The following is a 20,494-nucleotide window of genomic DNA, read 5'->3' on the forward strand; positions in this document are numbered from 1 at the left end:
ATTGCCGGTCCTGTCGGACCGGCAATACGAGAGAACGGCCCGCAACGGGGTCCGCGCGGTCGCCTCGACTCAGCCGTCGACGTAGCGGTCGCGCTCGACGAGGAACTGGCCCGTCGCGGTGTTGGCGTCGACGAACTCCGGCAGCAGCGGGATCCGCACGGTCACCGTCACGCACACGGAGAACTCCTCCCCCGGCGCCAGCGTCGGCGTCCACCGGCCCGCCGCCTCGCAGCCGGCACCGGCCGGCGCGTAGGCCACCCGGACGTCGGTGGCGTCGATCGACTGGTCGGCCACCGCCAGCCGCGCGGCCGCCTCCGCCCGGGCCGCACCGCTGACCGGGTCGGGCGCGGTACCGATCGCCCGGCCGGCCTCCCGCGCCGCCGCGGTGGAGGCGAACACCCCGCGCTGCACCGCCGAGAACCCCGCGACGATGTAGACCAGCGGCACGAAGACCACGATCGCGATGAACACGAACTCGACCAGCGCCGAACCCCGCTCCCCCTCGAGCTGCCCCAGCCGGGCCCGCAGCCACCTCACGCCGCGATCTCCTTGACCGCCCGGCCAGTGACCTCGACCGGCAGCAGGTTGCCCAGCCCGGCCAACAGCGTCGGCACCGCACCCGAGCACCGGACGACGACCAGCGTCAGCCCGCTCGGGTCGGCCTCCTGGCCCGAGCTGCAGACCAGCCCCTCGGCGGTCTGCTCCGACGTCGCCCGCGCCACGATCGCCACCGTCCGGTCCGCACCGGACGACGACGGCACGTCGGCGTTGGCCGCGAACCGGGCCCCCTCCTGCGCGCTGGCGGTCACCACGTTGCGGGTGTGCACGTAGACCGCGACCTGCAGCACCGCGAGGAGCAGCACCACGACCAGCACCGAGACGAAGACGAACTCGACGACCGCGCCGCCGCGTTCCCGGTCGTCCGGTGAGGTGAGGGGACGACCCCGCCCCGAGCGGAGTGCGGAACGGGGAGGACGGGGTCCTTGCTCAGCCACCGCTCGTGACGGAGTCCAGCGCGTTGGTCACCGCCGCGACGATCGCCTCGCGGAACGGGATGAGGATGGCCAGCACCAGGGCCGCCGTCATCACGGTGATCATCACCCAGCCCGGCACGTCGCCCCGCTCGGGATCGTCCCCTCGCAACCGGTCGGCCAGTGCGGCCAGCGCCGCGAGGACCCCCGTGAGACCCGGCATCGTTCGTCCTTCCTGTCGTGTCCGCGGGCTCATCGCGCCAGCGAGACGATGCTGATCAGCCCCGGGAACAGGGCGAAGAGAACGGTGACCGGCAGCACCAGGAAGACGACCGGGACCATCATCGCGATCTCCTTCCGGCCGCCGGCCTCCAGCAGCCGGCGCTTGCCGGCCTCGCGGACGTCGGCCGCCTGCGCGCGGAGCACCTCGGCCAGCGGCGTGCCGCGCTCGATCGCGACCAGCAGGCCGTCGATGAACCGCGCCAGGGCATCGAGCGACGTGCGGTCGGCCACCTGCTGCAGCGCGTCGACCAGGGGCACCCCGGCACGGGCCCGGCCGAGCGCCGACCCCAGCTCGCGGGCGAGCTCACCGCCGGAGAGCCGGGTGACCCGCGCGATCGCCGCCGTGGGGCTCTCTCCCGCCGTCACGGCCAGCGCCAGCAGCTCGGCGACGACCGGGAACTCGGCCAGCAGCAGCTCCTCCCGGCGGCGCACCTGCTGGGTGAGCCACCAGTCACGGCCGAGCACCCCGCCGACCCCGCCGGCCAGGCACAGCAACGCCACCGAGAGCACGTTGACGCTGCCGGCCAGCAGCGAGCCGACCGCCGCGAGCAGCGCCGACCCCAGCAGCCCGAGACCGCCCCACACCACCTGCTCGATGCGGAAGTCCTCGACCGTGACGTCGCCGCCGAGGGCGTCCAGCCGCCGGCGCACCGCCGTCCGGCCGCCGACCACCCGGTCCACGAGCCGGGCGCCGTCGGCGACCACCGGCCCGAAGACCCGCCGCGCGGCGGTGAGCAGGCCGGCCTCGGTCGCCGTGCCCAGCAGCCGGGACGGCGGCGGGGTGTCGTGCACGTAGGGCGCCAGCCGGTCGACCAGCCGGACCGACCGGAACGGCGGCGCGAAGGTCACCACGAGGAGCACGCCGGCCGCCGCGGCCAGCCCGAGCAGCATCCCGGCGAGCGGTCCGCTCACTGGAGCACCCGCAGGTCCTGGGGCAGCCGGCCGATCCGCAGCATGAGCCGGTACGCGGCCAGGCAGACCGCGGCGCCCCCGAGCAGCAGCGCGGTGCCGACCGGGGAGTCGTAGGCGTCCAGCGTCGTCGACTGGGTGGCGAGGAGCAGCAGCACCACCCACGGCGCGGCGACCGCCAGCCGCGCCGCCTGCACCACCCAGCCCTGCCGGGTCTCCAGCTCGGCGCGGGCGCGGGCGTCCTCGCGGAGGAACGTGGCGAGGGTCCGCAGCACCCGGCCGAGGTCGCTGCCGCCGACCTCGCGGGCCACCCGCAGCGTCTCGACGATCCGGTCGCCGACCGGGTCGGCGAGGTCGTCCTTGAGCCGCTCCAGGCAGGCGCCGAAGCGGCCGCTGGAGCGGTAGTCGGTGGCGAACCGTGCGAACGGCGGGCGGAGCACCTCCGGTCCGCGGGTCGCCAGCGCGGCCAGTGCCTCGGGCAGCGACAGCCCGGCGCGGACGGCGGAGGCCAGGTTGTCCACGACCTCGGGCCAGACCTCGCGCAGGTCCGCGCGCCGCTTGACCGCCAGCCGCCGCACCTGGACGGCGGGCAGCGCGAACCCGAACGCGCCGAAGACCAGGCTGACCGTCACCGTGCCGGTGGTCAGCAGCACGACCACGAACACCAGCAGTCCCAGCCCGACCTGCAGCGCGACGAGCTGGGCGGCGTTGATGCCGGTCAACCCGGCCGCGGCCAGCCGCTGCTGCGTGCGGGAGACCCCTCGCGCCCGGGTGCTCCGCCGCGGTGCCCGCGCGCCGCTGCGCCACACGAGCAGCAGACCGACCCCGAGCAGCAGACCCAGCAGCGCGCCGGTCAGGGTCACGAGGCCCACCGGGCGCCGTCCAGCAGCGCCGGGAGGTCGATGCCGCGCGCGGCGAACCGCTCGGCGTGCGGCGGGTAGCCGTCGGCCCGCACCAGCCGCCCGTCGCGCGTGGTGAAGACGTCGGCCAGCTCGATGACGCCGTCCTCGGCGCGGCCGGGCACCGCCACGATCTCGCGCACCCGCCGTCGCCCGTCGGGGTCGGTGCCCACGTGCACGACCAGGTCGACGCTGGCGGCCACGGTCGGGACGACGAAGGCGTGCCCGATGTTCTCGCCGGCGAGCAGCGGCAGCGTGCACATCTTCACGACGGCCTCGCGGGCGCTGTTGGCGTGGAGGGTGCACATGCCGGGCAGGCCCGAGTTGAGGGCGATGAGCAGGTCGAGGCACTCCTCCTGCCGGACCTCGCCGACGACGATGCGGGAGGGCCGCATCCGCAGCGCCTCCTTCACCAGCCGGCGCAGCGGGATCTCCCCCGCTCCCTCGAGGTTCGGCTGGCGGGTCTGCATCGCCACGACGTCGGGCAGCGGCAGGCGCAGCTCGAAGACCTCCTCGCAGGTGATCACCCGCTCCCGCGCGGGGATCGCCGCGCACAGGCAGTTGAGCAGCGTCGTCTTCCCGGCCTGCGTGCCCCCGGCGACCAGGACGTTCAGTCCGGCGGCGACCGCGGCCTCGAGGAACCGCGCCGCCTGCACGGTCAGCGTGCCCAGGCCGACCAGCTCGTCGAGCGAGTGCGCCTGGAGCACGAACTTGCGGATGTTGACCGCCATGTGCCGGCGGGTGATGTCCGGGATGACCACGTGCAGCCGCGACCCGTCGGGCATCGTCGCGTCGACGAACGGGGTCGACATGTCGATCCGCCGTCCCGAGGTGCGCAGCATCCGCTCCACCAGGTCGGCCAGCTCCCCAGCGGCCAGGATCGTCGTGGTCAGCTCGCTGCGGCCGCGCCGGGCCACGAACACCCGCCCGGGCTCGTTGACCCAGATCTCCTCGACCTCCGGGTCGTCGAGGTAGCGCTGCAGCGGACCGAAGCCGGCCACCCGGTCCAGCACGTCGCGGACCACCGACTCCGGGTCGACGATCGGCGGCAGCGCCGAGGTCAGCGACCGCTCGGAGTAGTCCGCGACGACGTCGCGCACCAGCACCCGCACCGGCGCCGGGTCGACGAACGGGTCGAGCCCGCGACGGCGGATCAGCTCCCGCACCTCGCCGTCGACGACCTCCAGCGCACTGGTCGCAGTCGGCACGCCCACCCCCGTGGCCTGTTCGGTTCCGGATCTCAGGACGACGGACTGTAGGAGAACGCCCCCGTCCGCGGGGCGCGGAACGGACGGTCTGTGGACGACGCCGCGGCAGTCCCACCCGCTCGGGTGTCACCCCCGGCCGGCCGCCGTCACGCCCAGGAGGGACGGGCGTGACGGAGCGCACACCGGGGCCCGGCGGTGGTCCACCCGAGCCCCACGGGTGGGGTCTCCTCCCGGGGCCAGCGTCCGATCAGGTCGGGGGAAGACCTCTCGCCGACGGGGGTCAGCTCCATTCAGCAGCGCCGCCGTGGACCCGATTCTGGTCTCGCACCACACGGAACGGCACTCCGATCCACCGCGGAAGGCCCTTCCACCGAGCGGTCCGTGAAAGAGCTGAGCCACCGGTCCGGGATCGCTCGACACCTCCCCCACCCCCCAGCACGGCTGCTCCGCCCTGCCCCGCACCCCCAGGAGAACCCCATGGCCCTCAAGCGCAACCTCGTCCTCGCCGCCGCCGCGACCACCCTCGGCATCGGCGGCGTGCTTCTGCCGGGCGCCACCGCGATGGCTGCCACGACGGATGCGAGCACCACCGCCACCTCGGTGGCCCCGACCATGTACGAGAAGGACGGCTGGTGTGACGCCGGCGAGTTCTGCCTGTACTACATGCAGAACTACGGCGGCGACATGTTCGACCTGTACCTGGACGACGCCGACTTCAGCGACGACGGGTTCTCCACCAACCCCGGCCGGCCCGCGGACAACAACACGCGCTCCTACTGGAACAACGACAGCTACACCTGGCGCGTGTACGACGGGTACGGCTACACCGGCGACGAGCTGCTGTGCATCTCCCCCGGCGACCGCGGCAACTTCAGCTCGTTCGACTGGGACCGCGCCTCCTCGGCCACGTACTCCACCACGCCCTGCTGACCCCACCTCCCGCTCGTAACTGCGGCCACCGGACGACCACGGTCGTCCGGTGGCCGCAGCGCGTCGTCGCCCGGGCGAGGACTGCGGCGGGGTCGCGCGGTCGATCCGCCGGGGTGACCCCCCGGGGGACAGCAACCGCTCCGGTCGGGGGCCACCTCCCCGCGGACGGGGGTCAGCTCCATTCAGCCGCTCGGCCGTTCCCCCGATCCTTGAGGTGCAGGAACGGGAGCGGCACTCCTCACCACCGCGGAGGCTCTCCCACCCGGGCACCCCACGACCACCGGCCCACGGCCACCGGTCCACGGCGTCCGGGGTGCTGGACCCATCCCCCACCACGAGCAGGGCCGATCGCGCCCTGCCCCGGCACACCTGGAGAACCCATGGCCCTCAAGCGTCCCCTGATCCTGGCCGCTGCCGCGACCACCCTCGGCATCGGCGGCGTGCTGCTGCCGGGTGCCACCGCGATGGCCGCCACGCCCGCCCAGAGCGCCGCCGTCGAGGCGCCGGCGTCCCAGGTCACGACGACCGAGACCCCCACCACGCAGCCGGACGACTACTACTGCGACTGGGTGTACGTCTGGGACGACTGGGGGAACTGGGTCTACTACGAGGAGTGCTACTAATGATGAGCCTCCCGGCCATGGGCACGCCGGCGGCGTAGTCCCTGGCTGACGAGTCCTCCCCGGGTGCTCGTGCCCTGCGTGCGACCAGCACGCAGAGCACGAGCACTCGCACGTCGAGGGCCTGCTCACGCCCCAGGCCGGCGCTCCCGCTCCGGGCCACCGGCTCACGCCACGGGGACGGCGACCACCACCACGTTGTCGGCGTAGCTCCCGGTCCGCTCGTCGAAGGCGCCGCCGCAGGTCACCAGCGCCAGCTGCGGCGGGCCGTCGGTGCGGAACAGCTCCGGCGGCAGCGCCGACTTCGCGATCGACGTCCGCGAGGCCACCGCGTACCGGTGCACGGCCCCGCCGGCGTCGGTCACCTCGACGACGTCCCCCTGGCGCAGGGACAGCAGCCCCTCCAGCGGGCCCGCGCCGTAGCGCGCCGAGTCCACGTGCCCGGCGACGACCGCAGTCCCGGCGGGGTCACCGGGCACCGCTCCCCCGGCGTACCAGCCGAGCACCGTCGGCCGCTCCGGCAGCTGCAGCGCGCCGGAGGCCAGCACCCCGACCGGCACCAGCGGCACCGGGTCCGGGGTCGTGACCGGCGGGAGGGTGAGCGCCACCGGTGCCGGGGAGACCGGCGGCGGGGTGGTCGGTGCCGGGGTCGACGGCGACGGAACCAACGGCGACGGCGCGACGGACGCCGAGGCCGCCGCGGCCACCGGCGGCCCGATGTCGGGCGCGTCGGCCCGGGGCGGCACACGGGTCAGCGCGAGCCCCGAGCCGACGAGCACCACGCCCGCGACGACCAGCACCAGGTGCCGGACGCGCGGACCTCTCACGCGGCGGTCGCCCGCCGGCGCACCAGCCCCACGGTCCCGGCCGCCAGCGCCAGCGCGCCCACGCCGGTCAGCACCCACCCGGTGGTGCCGAGCCCGTCGCCGGCCGCCTGTCCGCCGGTGCCGCCGGGCACCGACGTCGGGACGCCGTACTTCTGCGCCGCGTCGCGGAGCTGCGACAGGTGCTGCTGGACCACCGGGGTGGCCGCCTGGGCCAGCTGCAGCACCGTCTGGTCCGACCCGTTCTGGATCTCGCGCTGCGTGGCGGCCAGCGTCGTCGAGTGCGAGCCGATCTGCTGGGCGATCCAGGCGGTGTCGAACTCCTGGCCCGAGTTCTGCTGCACCGCGGCCAGCTGTTGCTGCTGCTCGGCGGTCGGCTCGCCGGGCAGCTCGACGCCGAGCTGCTGCGCGGCCTGGGTGAGCTGCTGGTCGAGCTGGGTGTGCATCTGCACGAACATCGCGCCGAGGTCGCGCACCTCCGGGGTGGTGGCCGCCTGCTGCGCGGCGTTGCCGGCGGCGATCTCGGCGAGGTTGCTCTGGTGGGCGGCCTGCATCCAGGTGACGTCCTGGTCCGACGGCGCGGCCAGCGCCGGACCGGCGGCCAGGACGACGGTGCCGAGCACCGCCAGTGGGAGGAGGACGAGACGGGACGATCTGCGCATGTCGGGGACTCCGATGCGTCGAACGGGTCACGGCCGGGGCGCCTCCTGCCCACCGCCGCGGAGGACGTCGGCGACGTACCCCGCACAACTGTGTCTCACGCCACTCAACGGGAGTCGATCGTCTCGAAATGCACCGGTCGAACCCCGGCGCGTCAGCGCCCGCGGGCGGCCCGGCGCCACTCCTGCGGCGGGACGCCGTGCGCCGTGCGGAAGCGCCGGATGAGGTAGCCGGCGTCGGCGTACCCGACCCGCCCGGCCACCGCCTGCACGGTCAGGTCGGTCTCGGTGAGCAGCCGGCGGGCCTCGGCGAGCCGGCGCTCGGTGATCCACTGCTGCACGGTCCGGCCGGTGCGCCGGCCGACGACGGTGGTCAGGTGACCCGGCGACAACCCGACGGCGTCGGCGACCTCGCGCAGCGAGATCGGCTCGGCGTAGCGCTGCTCCACCACGTCGAACACGGCGGCCAGCAGCGGCTCGTCCCGCAGCCGCAGGTGGCCGGGGACGTCGGCGGCCAGCCGGGCGAGGTCGACCAGCAGCAGGGTCAGGCAGGCCAGCGCCGCCTCGGCGTACCCCTCCCGCCGCTCGCGCAGTTCCCGCTCGAGGTCGGCCAGCCGGCGCGACCACGCCGCCCGCTCGGTCTCCGGCACGCCCAGCCGCTGCACGCCGCCGGCCCGCCCGCCGACGAAGGGGAACAGCAGCGGGTGCGCCCGCCAGGAGCCGAAGCTGCCGGGGCTGCGCCGCTCGACGGCGTCGGGCGGGAAGAAGACCGACCACAGCAGCACGTCGGCGAGGTCGCCGGTGAGGTCGGGCGCGACCACCTCACCAGGGGCCACCACCAGCAGGTCGCCGGCCGACACCGGCCAGTCCCGGGCGTCCACCCGCAGCCGGCCGGCGCCCCGCTCGACGTAGCTGAGCACGAGGAAGTCGTGCGCGTGCGGGCGGCCGGGCGGGGCGCCGGCGTGCGCGTGGTCGCCGTCGAACCGGGAGACGGTCACCGGCGGGGCGCCGGCCTCGCGCGCGTAGGAGTAGACCGGCGCGCCGTCGACCCGCCGCCCGCGCAGCACCCGCCCGACCGGCTCGCGATCGTCGGAAGAACGTCCCATACCGCCCGATCTCCCACCCTTGTCGCCGCTCCCCAGGCGGCTGATCGTAGTGGGACAGACCCCGAAGATGGTCCCGTCGAGCGGCGGGCCGAACGCCTGAGGAGGCACCGACATGGGCGAGGTCACCACGCGGACGACGGTGACCGGCGAGGAGCGCGACTTCCTCCCCGGGATGGCCCGGGAGTGGCTGCTCCCCCTGTACGACCCGATGACCCGGCTGTTCGGCGTGGACCGGATCCACCGCCGGCTGGTCGACCAGGTCGGCCTGCGGCCCGGGCAGCGGGTGCTGGAGATCGGCTGCGGCACCGGCAACCTGCTGCTCGCGGCCAAGCAGGCCGAGCCCGCGGCGGTCGCCGTCGGCCTCGACCCCGACCTCGCCGCGCTGGCCCGCGCCCGCCGCAAGGCCCGCCGCCGCGGGGTCGCCGTCCAGTTGGACCGCGGCTACGCCGACGCGCTGCCCTACCCCGACGACAGCGTGGACGTCGTCCTCTCCTCGTTCATGCTCCACCACCTGCCCGACGACCAGCGCGACCCCGCGCTGCGCGAGGCGGTCCGGGTGCTGCGGCCCGGCGGCGCGCTGCACCTGGTGGACGTCGGCGGCGGGGAGAACCCCGCCCACGGCCGGCTCCGCCCCCGCGGGCACCGGCACGAGCACTCGGGGCCGCACGCCGTCGAGGGCATCCCGGACCTGCTCCGGCGGGCCGGGTTCGTCGACGTCGTCGCGACCGGATCGGGTGAGCACCGCCGGATCGGCCGCTACACCAGCTACCGCGCCACGACCTGAGCGCGGGTCAGCCGGCCAGCTCGACGACGGCGTCGACCAGGGCGTCGCCGTCGAGCAGCACCGGGTCGTTGTGGTCGGCGGCGGGCACCTCCACCAGCCGGTGCAGCCCGGCGGCGGCCGCGGCGACCGCGCGGCTCTGCTCCGGCGGCACGATCGAGTCGGCGTCCCCCAGCACGACCGTCGTCGGCACCCGCACCGTGGCGATCCGCTCGGCCACCGGGTAGCGGTCCCGCAACAACGCCCGCACCGGCAGGAACGGGTAGTGGACGCTGCCGACGGCGGCGAGGTCGACGAACGGCGAGCGCAGCACCAGGCCGGCCGGCGGGTGCTCGGTGGCCAGCTCGGTCACCACCGCGGCGCCCAGGCTCTCACCGAGGTAGAGCAGCCGGCCCGGCGGCACCCCGGCCTCCTCGACCAGGTGCGCCCGCGCGGCGCGGACGTCCCGGGCCAGGCCCTCCTCGCTGGGGCTGCCGGGGTTCCCGCCGTACCCGCGGTAGTCGAACAGCAGCACGGCGAGCCCGCGGTCGGACAGCGCCCGGGCCAGCGGGGCGCGCAGGCCGCGGTGCCCGCCGTTGCCGTTGGCGACCAGCACCGCGGGTGCGGCCGGACCGGCGCCGGGCACGAACCAGGCGTCCAGCTCCAGCCCGTCCGAGGTCCTCAGGACCACGTCGCGGGCGCCGGGCAGCACCGCCGCGGCGGGTGGGAGCGGGCCGTCCGACGGCAGGTAGACCAGCCGGCGCTGCAGCCCCCACAGCAGGCCGGTCAGCACGGCGAGCACCGCGACGACGACCACCGCGGCCCGCAGCAGGGCACGCACACCGCTCCTCCCGGTCAGGACGACGCCGGCGGGACCCGTTGGCGGAGGCCCCCGATCCGTCCCGCCGGCGTTCCCGCCGGGGTCAGGCGACGAAGCTGTCGCAGAGGTCGATGACGTCGGCGTCCAGCCGCAGGCCGTCCACGGCGGTCGACTCCCCGGTCGCGGGGTCGATCGTCAGGCGCAGCAGGATCGTGCCCTCCTGGACGTACATGAGGTACGGCAGGCCGGCTTCGTCGGCCGCCGCCCGCTCGACGTCGTTGCCGGCGTAGAGCACCGTGGGTCCGTCGACCTCGAACACCACCTCGGTGCTGTCCGACGAGACGAGGTCCCAGCTGGGACCCGAGGTGTCCAGCTCGTCGACGGTGGCGCCGTCGGACTGCCGGGTGAGGTCGACCGTCCGCGCGCCGCGGAACTCGACGAACGTGCCGCCGTCGTCCAGGGCCTGCTGGCGCTGCTCCGCCTCCCGGACGTCGCCGCCGGCGATCGTGACCACCGATCCGCAGGCCTCCACGTCGACCGGGTCGTAGAACTCCTCCGGGACGGGGACCCACCCGTCGTCGTCGGGTGGCTGGGCGTTCGCCGCCGAGGTACCGCCCCCGGACAGCGCCAGCACCGTCACCGCCGTTCCCACCAGGACTCGTCGCACCGCGACCACCTCCTCGCCGAGTCGGCTCCTTCGCGGCGGAGCGTAGGGAGTGCCGCGGCGGCCCGCGCCGGTCCGAGGACCGTCCTGTGCGGTGCCGCCGCGTTCCGTTCCCGGGCGTGCGACGGGCGCTACGCGGCGACGCCGCGGCTCAGCGACGGCCCGGCAGGACCGCGTCGACCAGGTGCGGGCCGGGCTCGGCCAGCGCCTTCTGCAGCTGGTCGGCCAGCTCCTCCGCCGTCCGGGCCCGGGTGGCCGGCACGCCCATGCCGGAGGCCAGGGCGACGAAGTCCAGCCCCGGGCCGCCGAGGTGCAGCAGCTGCCCGGCGCGCTCGCCGTCGCCCCGCGCGCCGACCCGGGACAGCTCGTGCTCGAGGATCGCGTAGGAGCCGTTGTCGCAGACGAGCACGGTGACGTCGAGCTGCTCGCGGGCCATGGTCCACAGCGCCTGGATCGTGTACATGGCGCTGCCGTCGGCCTGCAGCGCGAGCACCGGCCGGTCGGGACAGGCCACCGCCGCGCCGACCGCCATGGGCAGCCCGTCGCCGATGGCGCCGCCGGTGAGCGACAGCCAGTCGTGCCGCGGCGCCCCGGAGGTGAGCTCGGCGAGGCCGACGCCGGAGGTCAGCGCCTCGTCGACGACGACCGCGCCCTCGGGCAGCAGTGCCCCGACCACCGCGGCCATCGACCGCGGGGTGAGCTCCCCGGCCGGGATCTCGGGGCGGGCCGCCTCGAGGAGCACCGGCTGCGCCTCGGGCGCGACGAGCTCGGCGAGGGCCTGCAGCGCGGTTGCGCCGTCCTCGCCGGGGGCGGACAGCACGTGCACCGCGCAGTCGTGCGGCACCGGCGTGCCCGGGACCCCGGGGTAGCCGAAGAAGTGCACCGGGGTGGGCGCGCCGGCCAGGACCAGGTGCGCGGTGCCGGCCAGCGCGGCCATCGCCATCTCCGGCGGGTAGGGCAGCTTGGTCACGTCGGGCAGGCCCGCGCCGCGCACCATCCGGGTGGAGAAGGTCTCGCTCACCAGCCGCGCGCCGGTGGCGGCGGCGACCCGCCCCGCGGCCAGCAGCGCCTCCTCGCTGGCCACGACGTCCCCGCCGAGGAAGAGCACCGCCGGCCGCCCCGAGCCCAGCGCGGCGGCCACGTCCGCGACCACGGAGGAGGGCACCTGCGGGGCCGGCCGCACCGGGCGCGGGTCGGCCGGCGCGGCGCCGTCGGACCAGGAGACGTCCGCGGGCAGGACGAGCGTGGCGACCGTCCCGCGGGCCGCCGCGGCAACAGCCTCGGCGGCGTCGGCGGCGACGTCGGCCGGGGACAGCGAGCGGCGCACCCAGCCCGACACCGCCCCGGCCAGCGCGTCGACGTCGGACTCCAGCGGCGCGTCCAACCGCTTGTGCGAGCGGGCGTGGTCGCCGACCACGTTGACCACGGGGGCTCCGCCGCGCCGCGCGTTGTGCAGGTTGGCCAGGCCGTTGCCCAGGCCCGGGCCCAGGTGCAGCAGGGTCGCCGCCGGGCGGCCGGCCATCCGCGCGTAGCCGTCGGCCGCGCCGGTGGCCACCCCCTCGAACAGGGTCAGCACGCCGCGCATCCCGGGCACGTCGTCCAGCGCCGCGACGAAGTGCATCTCCGAGGTGCCGGGGTTGGCGAAGCAGACGTCGACGCCGGCCCCCACGAGCGTGCGGATGAGCGCCTGTGCGCCGTTCACCGGGTCTCCCCCGCGGCGCCCCGCTGCACCGCCGTCACGGCACGTAGGGCATGCCGGCCTTGACCTCGCGGACGTCGAAGTGGGCGAAGGTGACCCCGCCGGTGGCGAAGTTCCCGACGTCGGCCGCCGCCGCCTGACCCTCCGGCGAGGACAGCGCCCGGCCCATCGCCTCCTCGGAGTCGAACTCCAGTTCGGCGACGAAGTAGGCGGTCGGCTGTGAGCCGTCCATCGACTGGGGGTGCCCGACGACGAACCGGTTCACGCCGGGCATCTCCATGGCCAGCGGGACGTGCGTGTCGCGGTAGTACTCGTCGAACGCCCCCGGGTCCTCGGGCTGTCCGTAGCTGACCACGAGCCTGTGCACCATGTGCGCACCCTCCGATCCGGCCCGGGCCCCGCTGCCCGGGAGTGGCCCCCACCCTGGCAGGTCGGGCGCCACTCCCGCGACCGCTAGAACGTGATGACCAGGCGGCCGCGGATGCCGCCGCCCTCGAGCAGCCGGTGCGCCTCGGCGCCCTGCTCGGCGGGGAGGGTGCGCGCCACGCGCAGCGACACGACACCCTGCTCGGCCAGCTCGCGCAGCCCGTCGAGCTCCCCCGCCTCCTCGGCGTACTGGCGGACCATCACCGGGTGCACGCGCAGCCCGCGCTGCCCGTCGCCCCGGTAACCGCGGACGGTGGCCACCGTGCCGCCGTCCCGCACCGCCGGCAGCACCAGCTCGTCCTGCACCGCGCCGTCGGCCAGGCCGTCGACGCCGTCGGGGTAGCGCTCGCGGATCCGCTCGGCGACGTCGTCCCCGCGCCGGACGACGACGTCGGCGCCGAGGTCACGGACCAGCTGCTCGTCGGCCTCGGAGGCGTCGGCGACCACGGTCAGCCCCTCGTTCTTGGCCAGCTGGACCACGTACCCGCCGAACGCGCCCGCGGCCCCGGTGACGGCGAGCACCTGGCCGGGCTGCAGCGCCATGCGGTCCAGCGCCAGCCGCGCGGTGAGCCCGTTCATCGGCAGGGTCGCGGCCTCGGCGTCGGAGCTGTCCTTCGGCGAGCGGGCCACCGAGCCGACCGGGACGACGAGGTCCTCGCGGTAGCCGCCGTGCGCACCGGAGGGCAGCACGACCGCCATCACCCGGTCGCCGACCTGCAGGTCGGTCTGCACGCCGGGGCCGATCTCGGCGAGCACGCCGGCAGCGTCCATCCCGGGCACCTTCGGCATCTCCTTGACCGGGTCCCGGTCGGCGTAGACGCCGTTGCGGACGTAGGTGTCCGTGGGGTTGACGGTCGCGGCGGTCACCCGCAGCCGCAGCTGCCCCGGCCCCAGCGGCTCGGCCGGGACGTCGACGACGTGCAGGGCCTCCGGGCCTCCGTACTCGGTCACTCCGACAGCTCTCATGCCCCGACCCAACACCCCGTGCCCGGCCGCCTTCCCGGCGCTTCCGCACAGCAGAACCCCAGCCGGCTCCGGGGGACGTCCCAGTCCGCAGCGCGACGGTGACGCCGAGCTGCCGGGGAGTGATGCCGGTCGGCGGCTCCAACGGCAGCGACCCCTGCCCCACGCTGGAGGACTTCCAGGCCCTCGTCGGCTCCGGCGACGTCCACCGGTTCATCGGCGGCGGGATCGGGATGCGCAGCGACGGCGGCAGCGACGCCGCCGCACAGATCGCCACCTGGGTCGCGGAGAACTCCGAGTCGACGACCGTGGACGGCGTGACGTTCTACGACCTCACCCAGCCCGCCGGCTGAGGTCCGCGGGTGCTCGTGCGCCGCCCGCTCCGGTGGGCCGCGCACGAGCACCCGGCGTGTCGGGAATGAGCCGCCGGCGGCCGTCGCTGAACGGGGCAATCCCCCCGATCGCGAGAGGCCGCGCATGCCCGCTCTGCTGCAGCACCGCCCCGCTCCCGCCCCCGCCACGGAGGGGACGCCCCGCTCCCGCCGGCCCTTCCCGCGCCGACTGGTCGCCGCGGGGATCGGCGTCGCGGTGCTGGTCCCGGTCGCCGCCCAGGTGCGCGACTGGCTCCCGGGCAACCCGCTCGAGCAGCAGGTCGTCGACCGCAGCACGACGCCGCTGCTGCTCGCGCTCGACGACCTGCACGAGTACCACGCCGCGACCGGCACCTTCCAGGTCGTCGTGGACCGGGAGGTGGACACCCGGTACGTCCCGTCGGTGATCAGCGGCGAGCGGGTCAGCTTCCTGGCCACGGGCACCGCCGACGCCTACGTCGACTTCGAGGGCCTGGACGCCGGCCGCGTGGAGCTCTCCCCCGACGGGACCTCGGCCACCATCGACCTGCCGGCCCCCCGTCTGGCGGAGGTGCGGGTCGATCCGGCCCAGAGCCGGGTGCTCGACCGCGACCGCGGGCTGCTGGACCGGGTCGGCGACGCGCTGGGCGACGGATCCTCGGACGACTCCGCGCTCTACGCCCTGGCCGAGGAGAAGCTGGCCGGCGCGGCGGCCGCCAGCGACCTGCTCGACCGCGCGGAGGACAACACCCGCGACATGCTGACCACCCTGGCGCAGTCCCTGGGCGTCGAGCAGGTCGAGGTGACCTTCGCGGAGGCGCCCGGCGCCGCCGGCTGACTCGAGGGGCCCGGTCCCCTCGCGACGGGGGGGCCGGGGCCGGTGTGCGTCAGCGCTTGAGCGCGTACTCCTTGAGCAGGCCCCGGCTGATGATCGTCTTCTGGATCTCGCTGGTGCCCTCGCCGATGAGCAGGAACGGCGCCTCGCGCATCAGCCGCTCGATCTCGTACTCCTTGGAGTAGCCGTAGCCGCCGTGGATGCGGAACGACTCACTCGTCACCTCGGCGGCGTACTCGCTGGCCAGCAGCTTGGCCATGCCGGCCTCGACGTCGTTGCGCGAGCCGGCGTCCTTGAGCCGCGCGGCGCGCACCATCATCGCGTGGGCGGCCTCGACCTTGGTCGCCATCTCGGCGAGCTTGAACGCGATCGCCTGGTGCTGGGCGATCGGCTTGCCGAACGTCTCCCGCTGCTGGGCGTACTCGATGGCCAGCTCGAAGGCCCGCAGGGCGATGCCGCAGCCGCGGGCGGCGACGTTGACCCGGCCCACCTCGACGCCGTCCATCATCTGGGCGAAGCCGCGGCCCGGCGTCCCGCCGAGGACGTGCTCGGCCCCGATGCGGAAGCCGTCGAACACCAGCTCGGTGGTGTCCACGCCCTTGTAGCCCATCTTGTCGATCTTGCCGGGGATGGTGAGCCCCGGGAGCACCTCGCCGAAACCGGCGGGCTTCTCGACGAGGAGGGTCGTCAGGTTCTGGTGCGGCTTCTCCGCCCCCTCGTCGGTGCGCACCAGCGCGGCGACCAGCGTGGAGCTGGCACCGTTGGTCAGCCACATCTTCTGGCCGTCGACGACGTAGGAGTCGCCGTCGCGCACCGCCTTGGTGCGGATGCCGGCGACGTCGGAGCCCAGCCCCGGCTCGGACATGGAGAACGCCCCGCGGACCTCGCCGGCGGCCATGCGCGGCAGCAGGCGCTGCTTCTGCTCCTCGGTGCCGTGCTGGACCAGCATGTACGCCACGATGAAGTGGGTGTTGATGACGCCGGAGACGCTCATCCACCCGCGGGCGATCTCCTCGACGGCGAGCGCGTAGGTCAGCAGCGACTCGCCGAGGCCGCCGTACTCCTCGGGGATGGTCAGCCCGAAGACGCCCAGCTCCTTCAGGCCCTCGACGATCTCGGTCGGGTAGACGTCGCCGTGCTCGAGCTCCTGCGCGTTGGGGATGATCTCCTTGTCCACGAAGCTGCGGACCGTCGCCAGGATCTCCTGCTGGACGTCGGTCAGGTCGGCGGTCTGGGCCAGGCGGGTCATGGCGTCGCTCCTCCGGGACTCCGGTGTCCGTGGTTACCGGTGAGTATGGAGCACTCGCCCCCGCCGTCCGGGGAGCCCCGGTGCCACCGGCCGGCGCCCAGGAACCGGGGTTAGCGTCGCCGGGGTGAGGTCCCCGGTCGCCGCGCTCGCCGCCGTCCTGCTGCTCGCCGGCTGCGGCGGCACGGGCGACGCCCCGCCGGAGGAGCCGGAGCCGGCGCAGGCCGAGCAGTCGGCGGCCGCGACGGCCGACCCGGCGGCCGCGACCACCCCCGAGGAGGCGGCCCTGGCGGTCGCGCTGCGGGCCGCTGACCTGCCGTCGGGCTGGTCGGTGCAGGCCAACCCGGTCGCCGACGGCGACCTCTCCGACGACCCCAGCCTGTCGGGCATCTGCGGCGTCGCCTTCACCTCCGAGGGGCACCGGACGGCGAAGCACCCGGTCGTCGGGCTCGACCCGCAGGGGGACGCGACGCTGGTCTCGGAGGCGATCGCCTACGACTCGGCCGCGTCCGGGGAGCTGGCCCTGACCGAGTTGCGGGACGCCTTCGAGTCCTGCCCGGCCGGCGACCGCGTCCTCGTCGAACCCCCGGTCGTCGACGGCCTGGCCGGCACCGTGGTCGCGGCGCGCTACCGGCTCGAGGACGGCGGCACGCAGGACGTCCTGGCCCAAGGGCGTGGCGCGGTGGTGTCGGTGCTCATCGCGGAGGATCCTGCGGCGGGCGCGACGGCGGCACGGGCCGTCGCCGGCCGGATGGCCGCCCTGCCCGAGGCGGCGGTCGACCGGTGAGGCCGCGAGGAGAGGATCCGATGAGCACGCAGCACGACGGGCTGTACCGGGGCGATCCCCCGCCGCCGGGGTTCCCGCCGCCCTACGGCCCGCCGCCGGGGTACGGCCCGCCGCCCGGACACGGGTTCCCACCGGGCCACGGGTTCCCGCCCGGCTACCCGCCCGCCTTCTACCGCCGGCCGACCAACACCCTCGCCGTCCTGGCGCTGGTCATGGCCTTCGTGTTCGCCCCGGCCGGGCTGGTGCTCGGCATCGTGGCGCGCCGGCAGATCCGGCAGACCGGCGAGGAGGGCGAGGGCCTGGCCCTGGCCGGGATCATCGTCGGGGCCGTCTTCTGCGCGCTGGTCGTCCTCGGCATCGTGCTGTGGTTCGTCGCGCTCGCCTCGCTGTCGAGCGTCTCCTTCGGGCCCTAGGACGCCGACGGCCCGCCCGGGCGCACCGGGCGGGCCGTCGGGTCCGGTCGGTCAGCTGTCCGGCGGCGTGAAGGACGACGTCCGCTGCATCCCGGCGGCGCGGCCCTTGCCGGCGATGACCAGGGCCATCTTGCGGCTGGCCTCGTCGATCATCTCGTCGCCCAGCATCGCCGAGCCCTTCGCGCCGCCGGCCTCGGAGGTGTGCCACTCGTAGGCGTCGAGGATCAGCTCGGCGTGGTCGTAGTCCTCCTGGGACGGCGCGTAGATCTCGTTGGCCGCGTCGATCTGGCCGGGGTGCAGCACCCACTTGCCGTCGAAGCCGAGCACCGCCGAGCGCTTGGCGACCTCGCGGAAGGCGTCGACGTCGCGGATCTGCAGGAACGGGCCGTCGATGGCCTGCACGCCGCGGGCGCGGGCGGCCATGAGGATCTGCATCAGGATGTAGTGGAACGGGTCGCCGGCGTAGTCCGGGTGCAGGGCGCCGACCACGAGGGACTTCATGTTGATGCTGGCCATGAAGTCGGCCGGGCCGAAGATGATCGTCTCGATCCGCGGGCTGGCGAACGCGATGGCGTTGACGTTGATCAGCCCCTGCGCGTTCTCGATCTGCGCCTCGATGCCGATCCGGCCGACCTCCAGGCCGTTGGCCTTCTCGACCTGGGTGAGCAGCAGGTCCAGCGCCTGCACCTGGGCTGCGTCGACCACCTTGGGCAGCATGATGCAGTCGAGCTCGGCTCCGGCACCCTCCACGACCTCGATCACGTCGCGGTAGGTCCACTCCGTCGTCCAGTCGTTGACCCGGACAGTGCAGATCTTCCCGCCCCAGCCGCCCTCGTTGAGCGCCGCGACGATGTTCTTCCGGGCGCCGGGCTTGGCCAGCGGGGCGCAGGCGTCCTCCAGGTCGAGGAACACCTGGTCGGCCGGCAGACCCTTCGCCTTCTCCAGGAACCGGGGGTTGCTGCCCGGGACGGCGAGGTTGGAACGACGGGATCGGAGCTCGGCCACGGTGCCTCCGCGATCTCGGTGGTCGGGTCTCGGAGGGTAGCCAGCGGCGGCCCCGTCCAGGGCACCGCCCCGAGCTCGCGAGGGGTCCTACGGCCCCGCCCGGAGGCTCGCGCCGAGCCTGCGAGGCGTGAGGGGGACGGGGTCCTTCACGGGGTCCTATCTCAGGTGCCGGGCTCGACCAGCGTCGAGGGTCGGCTGGCGCGGACCACGAGCGCCACCCCGGCGACGACGAGGGCGACCCCCGGCAGGGCGAGCAGCGGCGGAACCTGGCCGAGCAGCACCAGCGCGAACAGCAGCGCCCCCGGCACTTCGAGGAGCACCACCAGGCTGACCATGGTCGGGCCGACCGAGGAGAGCACCAGGTTGAGCAGCGTGTGCCCGAGCAGCTGGGCGCAGAAGGTGATGGCGGCGATCAGCAGCCAGTTCCGCGCGGAGAACCCCACGAGCGGCACCCCGACGACGGCGGCCGAGACCGCGACCGCCGCCGCGCAGACCGAGTAGCAGACGACCGCGTACGCCGACGTCGACAGCCGCTGCCGCGCCCGGGCGCCGGCCAGCACGTAGCCGCCGGCGCAGACGGCTCCGAGCAGGGCCAGCCCGTCGCCGGCCAGCGCCCGCAGGCTGACCGTGACGTCCACCCCCGCGATCAGTGCGACGCCGAGGACGGCGAGCACCAGGCCCCACCAGACGGCCGCGGACAACCGCACACCACTGACGCGGGCGGCCAGCGCCGTCCAGATCGGGGTCGTGGTGACCAGGGCCGTGGAGGCGGCGACCGTGGTCATCGACAGGCTCGGCAGCCAGGCGGCGAAGTGGGCGGCGAGGAACAGCCCGGCGACCACCGAGCTGCCCAGGTCCCGGGGCCGCAGCCCGGCCAGCACCGAGCGCTCCCGCAGGAGCAGCACCGGCAGCAGCACCCCGGCGCCACCCACGTTCCGCCAGAACGCCAGCGCCAGCATCGGCGCGCTCAGCAGTGTGGTCAGCGGCGCGGACAGCGAGATGCCGACGACCGCGACCGCCATGATCCCGACGTCCCGGCCGCCGGGCCGGTGGACCGCCCAGGCAGCCGCGGCCCCACGGCCCTCCTGCAGGGTCCCGCCGCGGCCCCGTCCCGAGGCTCGCCCCGAGCCTGCGAGGGGTGAGGAGGACGGGGTCCTTTCATGGCGGGGGGCAGGAGGCTCCTTCGTCAAGGCACGCGGATCCGGCCGCGCGCGACCGGGACGACCCCGCCCTGCACGGTCGCCCCCACGGCGCGGCCGCCGGAGGCGGTGACGGTGCACGACAGCACCGACGGCCGGCCCATCGCCTCGCCCTGGCGGACGACGTAGGACGACGTCCCGTCGGGGGCCACCAGGCCGGCGGCGACCAGCCACACCCCGGTGCCGAGGGCCGCCGACCCGGTCGCGGGGTCCTCGCCCCACGCGAGGTCGTTGGCGAACACCCGCGCGTAGGCAGTCGACGTGGCGGCGTCCCAGGCCAGCACCGACACCCCCTCCCCCACCCCGAGCTCGCCGAGCAGCGCGGGGACCGGCGCGGCGTCGTCGACGACCTCGCGGCGGACAGCCAGGAAGGCGAAGGGCAGGCCGCAGCCGGCGACGTGCGCGGGCACCCCGACCGTGTCGGCGGCCGACAGGCCCATGGCCTCGGCGAGCGCGCCGGGCTCTGGGCCGTCCTCCAGCGTGGGGCGGCCGCCGGAGAGCGTCGCGCCGTCGCCGTCCACGACGACGTCGAGGATCCCCGCGCCGCACTCCTGCCGGAGCGTCCCGGCGGGCAGCCGCCCGGCCCGCACCAGCGTGTGCGCGGCGCCGACGCTCGGGTGGCCGGCGAAGGGCAGCTCGGCGTACGGCGTGAAGATCCGCACCCGGTAGCTGGCGTTCGAGCCCTGACTCGGCGCGCACAGGAACGAGGTCTCCGAGAGGTGGAACTCGTTGGCCAGCGCCTGGCACTGCTCGGTGCTCAGCGCGTCCGCGTCGAACACCACGGCCAGCGGGTTGCCGGCGAAGGCCCGCGCGGCGAAGACGTCGACGACCTCGTACTCGAGTTCGGCTCCGGGGGACGACACGGCCCCGACGGTAGCCTCAGCCGTCGGGGCCCGGCGCGCGCGGTCCCGCCCGGACG

25 protein-coding genes are annotated in these 20,494 nt (G+C 75.2%); 7 read left to right on the forward strand and 18 right to left on the reverse strand.

The features are described 5' to 3' along the window. Positions 1–69 precede the first annotated feature (69 nt). From ACI79D_RS21885 to ACI79D_RS21910, 6 genes are read right to left on the reverse strand one after another with little or no spacing between them, the layout of a single operon-like run. Positions 70–537 (reverse strand): hypothetical protein, encoded by a 468-nt coding sequence (locus tag ACI79D_RS21885; protein ID WP_456920613.1) that lies wholly within the window; start codon positions 535–537, stop codon positions 70–72. Continuing rightward, on the reverse strand, positions 534–995 hold the full coding sequence (locus ACI79D_RS21890; RefSeq protein WP_456920614.1) for a TadE/TadG family type IV pilus assembly protein: 462 nt from the start codon (positions 993–995) through the stop codon (positions 534–536). Before ACI79D_RS21890 ends, ACI79D_RS21885 begins: the two co-directional genes overlap by 4 nt. Further along, entirely contained in the window at positions 988–1,194 is a 207-nt protein-coding gene (locus tag ACI79D_RS21895) for a hypothetical protein (protein WP_456920615.1), read from the reverse strand. The genes ACI79D_RS21890 and ACI79D_RS21895 overlap by 8 nt, the downstream gene beginning before the upstream one ends. 29 nt (positions 1,195–1,223) lie before the next feature. Next, positions 1,224–2,165: a type II secretion system F family protein gene (locus ACI79D_RS21900; RefSeq protein ID WP_456920616.1), complete on the reverse strand. Its 942-nt coding sequence runs from the start codon at positions 2,163–2,165 to the stop codon at positions 1,224–1,226. Beyond that, positions 2,162–3,034 carry a type II secretion system F family protein gene (locus tag ACI79D_RS21905; protein ID WP_456920617.1) on the reverse strand — a complete coding sequence of 291 codons (873 nt, stop codon included), beginning with the start codon at positions 3,032–3,034 and terminating at the stop codon, positions 2,162–2,164. The genes ACI79D_RS21900 and ACI79D_RS21905 overlap by 4 nt, the downstream gene beginning before the upstream one ends. Then, a complete protein-coding gene (locus ACI79D_RS21910) occupies positions 3,022–4,269 on the reverse strand; it encodes a CpaF family protein (RefSeq protein ID WP_456920618.1) in 1,248 nt (415 codons plus the stop codon). The genes ACI79D_RS21905 and ACI79D_RS21910 overlap by 13 nt, the downstream gene beginning before the upstream one ends. A 477-nt stretch (positions 4,270–4,746) precedes the next feature. Between ACI79D_RS21910 and ACI79D_RS21915 the strand changes: the two genes are divergently transcribed. Both ACI79D_RS21915 and ACI79D_RS21920 read left to right on the forward strand, forming a co-directional pair. Then, a complete protein-coding gene (locus ACI79D_RS21915) occupies positions 4,747–5,199 on the forward strand; it encodes a peptidase inhibitor family I36 protein (RefSeq protein ID WP_456920619.1) in 453 nt (150 codons plus the stop codon). 380 nt (positions 5,200–5,579) lie between these two features. Further along, positions 5,580–5,822 (forward strand): hypothetical protein, encoded by a 243-nt coding sequence (locus ACI79D_RS21920; RefSeq protein WP_456920620.1) that lies wholly within the window; start codon positions 5,580–5,582, stop codon positions 5,820–5,822. A 164-nt stretch (positions 5,823–5,986) separates the two neighbouring features. Here ACI79D_RS21920 and ACI79D_RS21925 read toward each other — a convergent pair whose 3' ends face one another. The 3 genes from ACI79D_RS21925 to ACI79D_RS21935 all read right to left on the reverse strand — a co-directional run bounded on the left by ACI79D_RS21925 (position 5,987) and on the right by ACI79D_RS21935 (position 8,408). After that, on the reverse strand, positions 5,987–6,646 hold the full coding sequence (locus ACI79D_RS21925) for a class F sortase (RefSeq protein WP_456920621.1): 660 nt from the start codon (positions 6,644–6,646) through the stop codon (positions 5,987–5,989). After that, positions 6,643–7,305 carry a DUF4142 domain-containing protein gene (locus ACI79D_RS21930; protein ID WP_456920622.1) on the reverse strand — a complete coding sequence of 221 codons (663 nt, stop codon included), beginning with the start codon at positions 7,303–7,305 and terminating at the stop codon, positions 6,643–6,645. The genes ACI79D_RS21925 and ACI79D_RS21930 overlap by 4 nt, the downstream gene beginning before the upstream one ends. Before the next feature lie 152 nt (positions 7,306–7,457). Next, positions 7,458–8,408 (reverse strand): helix-turn-helix domain-containing protein, encoded by a 951-nt coding sequence (locus ACI79D_RS21935; protein WP_456920623.1) that lies wholly within the window; start codon positions 8,406–8,408, stop codon positions 7,458–7,460. Positions 8,409–8,520: 112 nt separating this feature from the next. Between ACI79D_RS21935 and ACI79D_RS21940 the strand changes: the two genes are divergently transcribed. Beyond that, positions 8,521–9,192 carry a class I SAM-dependent methyltransferase gene (locus ACI79D_RS21940; RefSeq protein WP_456920624.1) on the forward strand — a complete coding sequence of 224 codons (672 nt, stop codon included), beginning with the start codon at positions 8,521–8,523 and terminating at the stop codon, positions 9,190–9,192. Between the two features lie 7 nt (positions 9,193–9,199). Here ACI79D_RS21940 and ACI79D_RS21945 read toward each other — a convergent pair whose 3' ends face one another. The 5 genes from ACI79D_RS21945 to ACI79D_RS21965 form a co-directional block, all read right to left on the reverse strand. Next, entirely contained in the window at positions 9,200–10,009 is an 810-nt protein-coding gene (locus ACI79D_RS21945) for an alpha/beta hydrolase (protein WP_456920625.1), read from the reverse strand. Positions 10,010–10,091: 82 nt separating this feature from the next. Continuing rightward, on the reverse strand, positions 10,092–10,655 hold the full coding sequence (locus ACI79D_RS21950) for a hypothetical protein (protein WP_456920626.1): 564 nt from the start codon (positions 10,653–10,655) through the stop codon (positions 10,092–10,094). Between the two features lie 148 nt (positions 10,656–10,803). Next, positions 10,804–12,354 (reverse strand): acetolactate synthase large subunit, encoded by a 1,551-nt coding sequence (locus ACI79D_RS21955; RefSeq protein WP_456920627.1) that lies wholly within the window; start codon positions 12,352–12,354, stop codon positions 10,804–10,806. A gap of 34 nt (positions 12,355–12,388) precedes the next feature. Beyond that, positions 12,389–12,721, reverse strand: coding sequence for an EthD family reductase (locus ACI79D_RS21960; protein WP_456920628.1), 333 nt, complete (start codon positions 12,719–12,721; stop codon positions 12,389–12,391). An 83-nt stretch (positions 12,722–12,804) separates the two neighbouring features. Further along, positions 12,805–13,743 carry an NADP-dependent oxidoreductase gene (locus ACI79D_RS21965; RefSeq protein ID WP_456920629.1) on the reverse strand — a complete coding sequence of 313 codons (939 nt, stop codon included), beginning with the start codon at positions 13,741–13,743 and terminating at the stop codon, positions 12,805–12,807. Between the two features lie 122 nt (positions 13,744–13,865). Between ACI79D_RS21965 and ACI79D_RS21970 the strand changes: the two genes are divergently transcribed. Together ACI79D_RS21970 and ACI79D_RS21975 are read left to right on the forward strand one after the other, a co-directional pair. Next, positions 13,866–14,093, forward strand: a complete 228-nt coding sequence (locus ACI79D_RS21970) for a mannosyltransferase YkcB-related protein (protein WP_456920630.1) — start codon at positions 13,866–13,868, stop codon at positions 14,091–14,093. Between the two features lie 124 nt (positions 14,094–14,217). Beyond that, positions 14,218–14,928 carry a DUF4230 domain-containing protein gene (locus ACI79D_RS21975; RefSeq protein WP_456920631.1) on the forward strand — a complete coding sequence of 237 codons (711 nt, stop codon included), beginning with the start codon at positions 14,218–14,220 and terminating at the stop codon, positions 14,926–14,928. 49 nt (positions 14,929–14,977) lie between these two features. Here the strand turns inward: ACI79D_RS21975 and ACI79D_RS21980 are convergent, their stop codons facing one another. After that, complete coding sequence (locus tag ACI79D_RS21980; protein WP_456920632.1) at positions 14,978–16,174, reverse strand: acyl-CoA dehydrogenase family protein; 1,197 nt, start codon at positions 16,172–16,174, stop codon at positions 14,978–14,980. Between the two features lie 124 nt (positions 16,175–16,298). Here ACI79D_RS21980 and ACI79D_RS21985 point away from each other — a divergent pair, with 124 nt between their 5' ends. Then, complete coding sequence (locus ACI79D_RS21985; protein WP_456920633.1) at positions 16,299–16,958, forward strand: hypothetical protein; 660 nt, start codon at positions 16,299–16,301, stop codon at positions 16,956–16,958. 20 nt (positions 16,959–16,978) lie between these two features. Beyond that, a complete protein-coding gene (locus ACI79D_RS21990) occupies positions 16,979–17,371 on the forward strand; it encodes a DUF4190 domain-containing protein (RefSeq protein ID WP_456920634.1) in 393 nt (130 codons plus the stop codon). Between the two features lie 51 nt (positions 17,372–17,422). Here the strand turns inward: ACI79D_RS21990 and ACI79D_RS21995 are convergent, their stop codons facing one another. From ACI79D_RS21995 to ACI79D_RS22005, 3 genes are all read right to left on the reverse strand, one after another. Further along, complete coding sequence (locus ACI79D_RS21995; RefSeq protein ID WP_456920635.1) at positions 17,423–18,376, reverse strand: HpcH/HpaI aldolase/citrate lyase family protein; 954 nt, start codon at positions 18,374–18,376, stop codon at positions 17,423–17,425. A gap of 161 nt (positions 18,377–18,537) precedes the next feature. Then, positions 18,538–19,398, reverse strand: coding sequence for a DMT family transporter (locus tag ACI79D_RS22000; protein WP_456920636.1), 861 nt, complete (start codon positions 19,396–19,398; stop codon positions 18,538–18,540). Between the two features lie 164 nt (positions 19,399–19,562). Beyond that, positions 19,563–20,438: a PhzF family phenazine biosynthesis protein gene (locus tag ACI79D_RS22005; protein ID WP_456920637.1), complete on the reverse strand. Its 876-nt coding sequence runs from the start codon at positions 20,436–20,438 to the stop codon at positions 19,563–19,565. Positions 20,439–20,494 lie beyond the last annotated feature (56 nt).

The sequence above is a fragment of the Geodermatophilus sp. SYSU D00708 genome, from assembly GCF_054050115.1.

Excerpts from the sequence above, each read along its gene's own strand:
- ACI79D_RS21895 (WP_456920615.1), bottom strand. The coding sequence starts at position 1,194 with ATGCCGGGTCTCACGGGGGTCCTCGCGGCGCTGGCCGCACTGGCCGAC.
- ACI79D_RS21915 (WP_456920619.1), top strand. The coding sequence starts at position 4,747 with ATGGCCCTCAAGCGCAACCTCGTCCTCGCCGCCGCCGCGACCACCCTC.
- ACI79D_RS21920 (WP_456920620.1), top strand. The coding sequence starts at position 5,580 with ATGGCCCTCAAGCGTCCCCTGATCCTGGCCGCTGCCGCGACCACCCTC.
- ACI79D_RS21930 (WP_456920622.1), bottom strand. The coding sequence starts at position 7,305 with ATGCGCAGATCGTCCCGTCTCGTCCTCCTCCCACTGGCGGTGCTCGGC.
- ACI79D_RS21935 (WP_456920623.1), bottom strand. The coding sequence starts at position 8,408 with ATGGGACGTTCTTCCGACGATCGCGAGCCGGTCGGGCGGGTGCTGCGC.
- ACI79D_RS21940 (WP_456920624.1), top strand. The coding sequence starts at position 8,521 with ATGGGCGAGGTCACCACGCGGACGACGGTGACCGGCGAGGAGCGCGAC.
- ACI79D_RS21960 (WP_456920628.1), bottom strand. The coding sequence starts at position 12,721 with ATGGTGCACAGGCTCGTGGTCAGCTACGGACAGCCCGAGGACCCGGGG.
- ACI79D_RS21965 (WP_456920629.1), bottom strand. The coding sequence starts at position 13,743 with ATGAGAGCTGTCGGAGTGACCGAGTACGGAGGCCCGGAGGCCCTGCAC.
- ACI79D_RS21970 (WP_456920630.1), top strand. The coding sequence starts at position 13,866 with ATGCCGGTCGGCGGCTCCAACGGCAGCGACCCCTGCCCCACGCTGGAG.
- ACI79D_RS21975 (WP_456920631.1), top strand. The coding sequence starts at position 14,218 with ATGCCCGCTCTGCTGCAGCACCGCCCCGCTCCCGCCCCCGCCACGGAG.
- ACI79D_RS21980 (WP_456920632.1), bottom strand. The coding sequence starts at position 16,174 with ATGACCCGCCTGGCCCAGACCGCCGACCTGACCGACGTCCAGCAGGAG.
- ACI79D_RS21990 (WP_456920634.1), top strand. The coding sequence starts at position 16,979 with ATGAGCACGCAGCACGACGGGCTGTACCGGGGCGATCCCCCGCCGCCG.
- ACI79D_RS22000 (WP_456920636.1), bottom strand. The coding sequence starts at position 19,398 with ATGGCGGTCGCGGTCGTCGGCATCTCGCTGTCCGCGCCGCTGACCACA.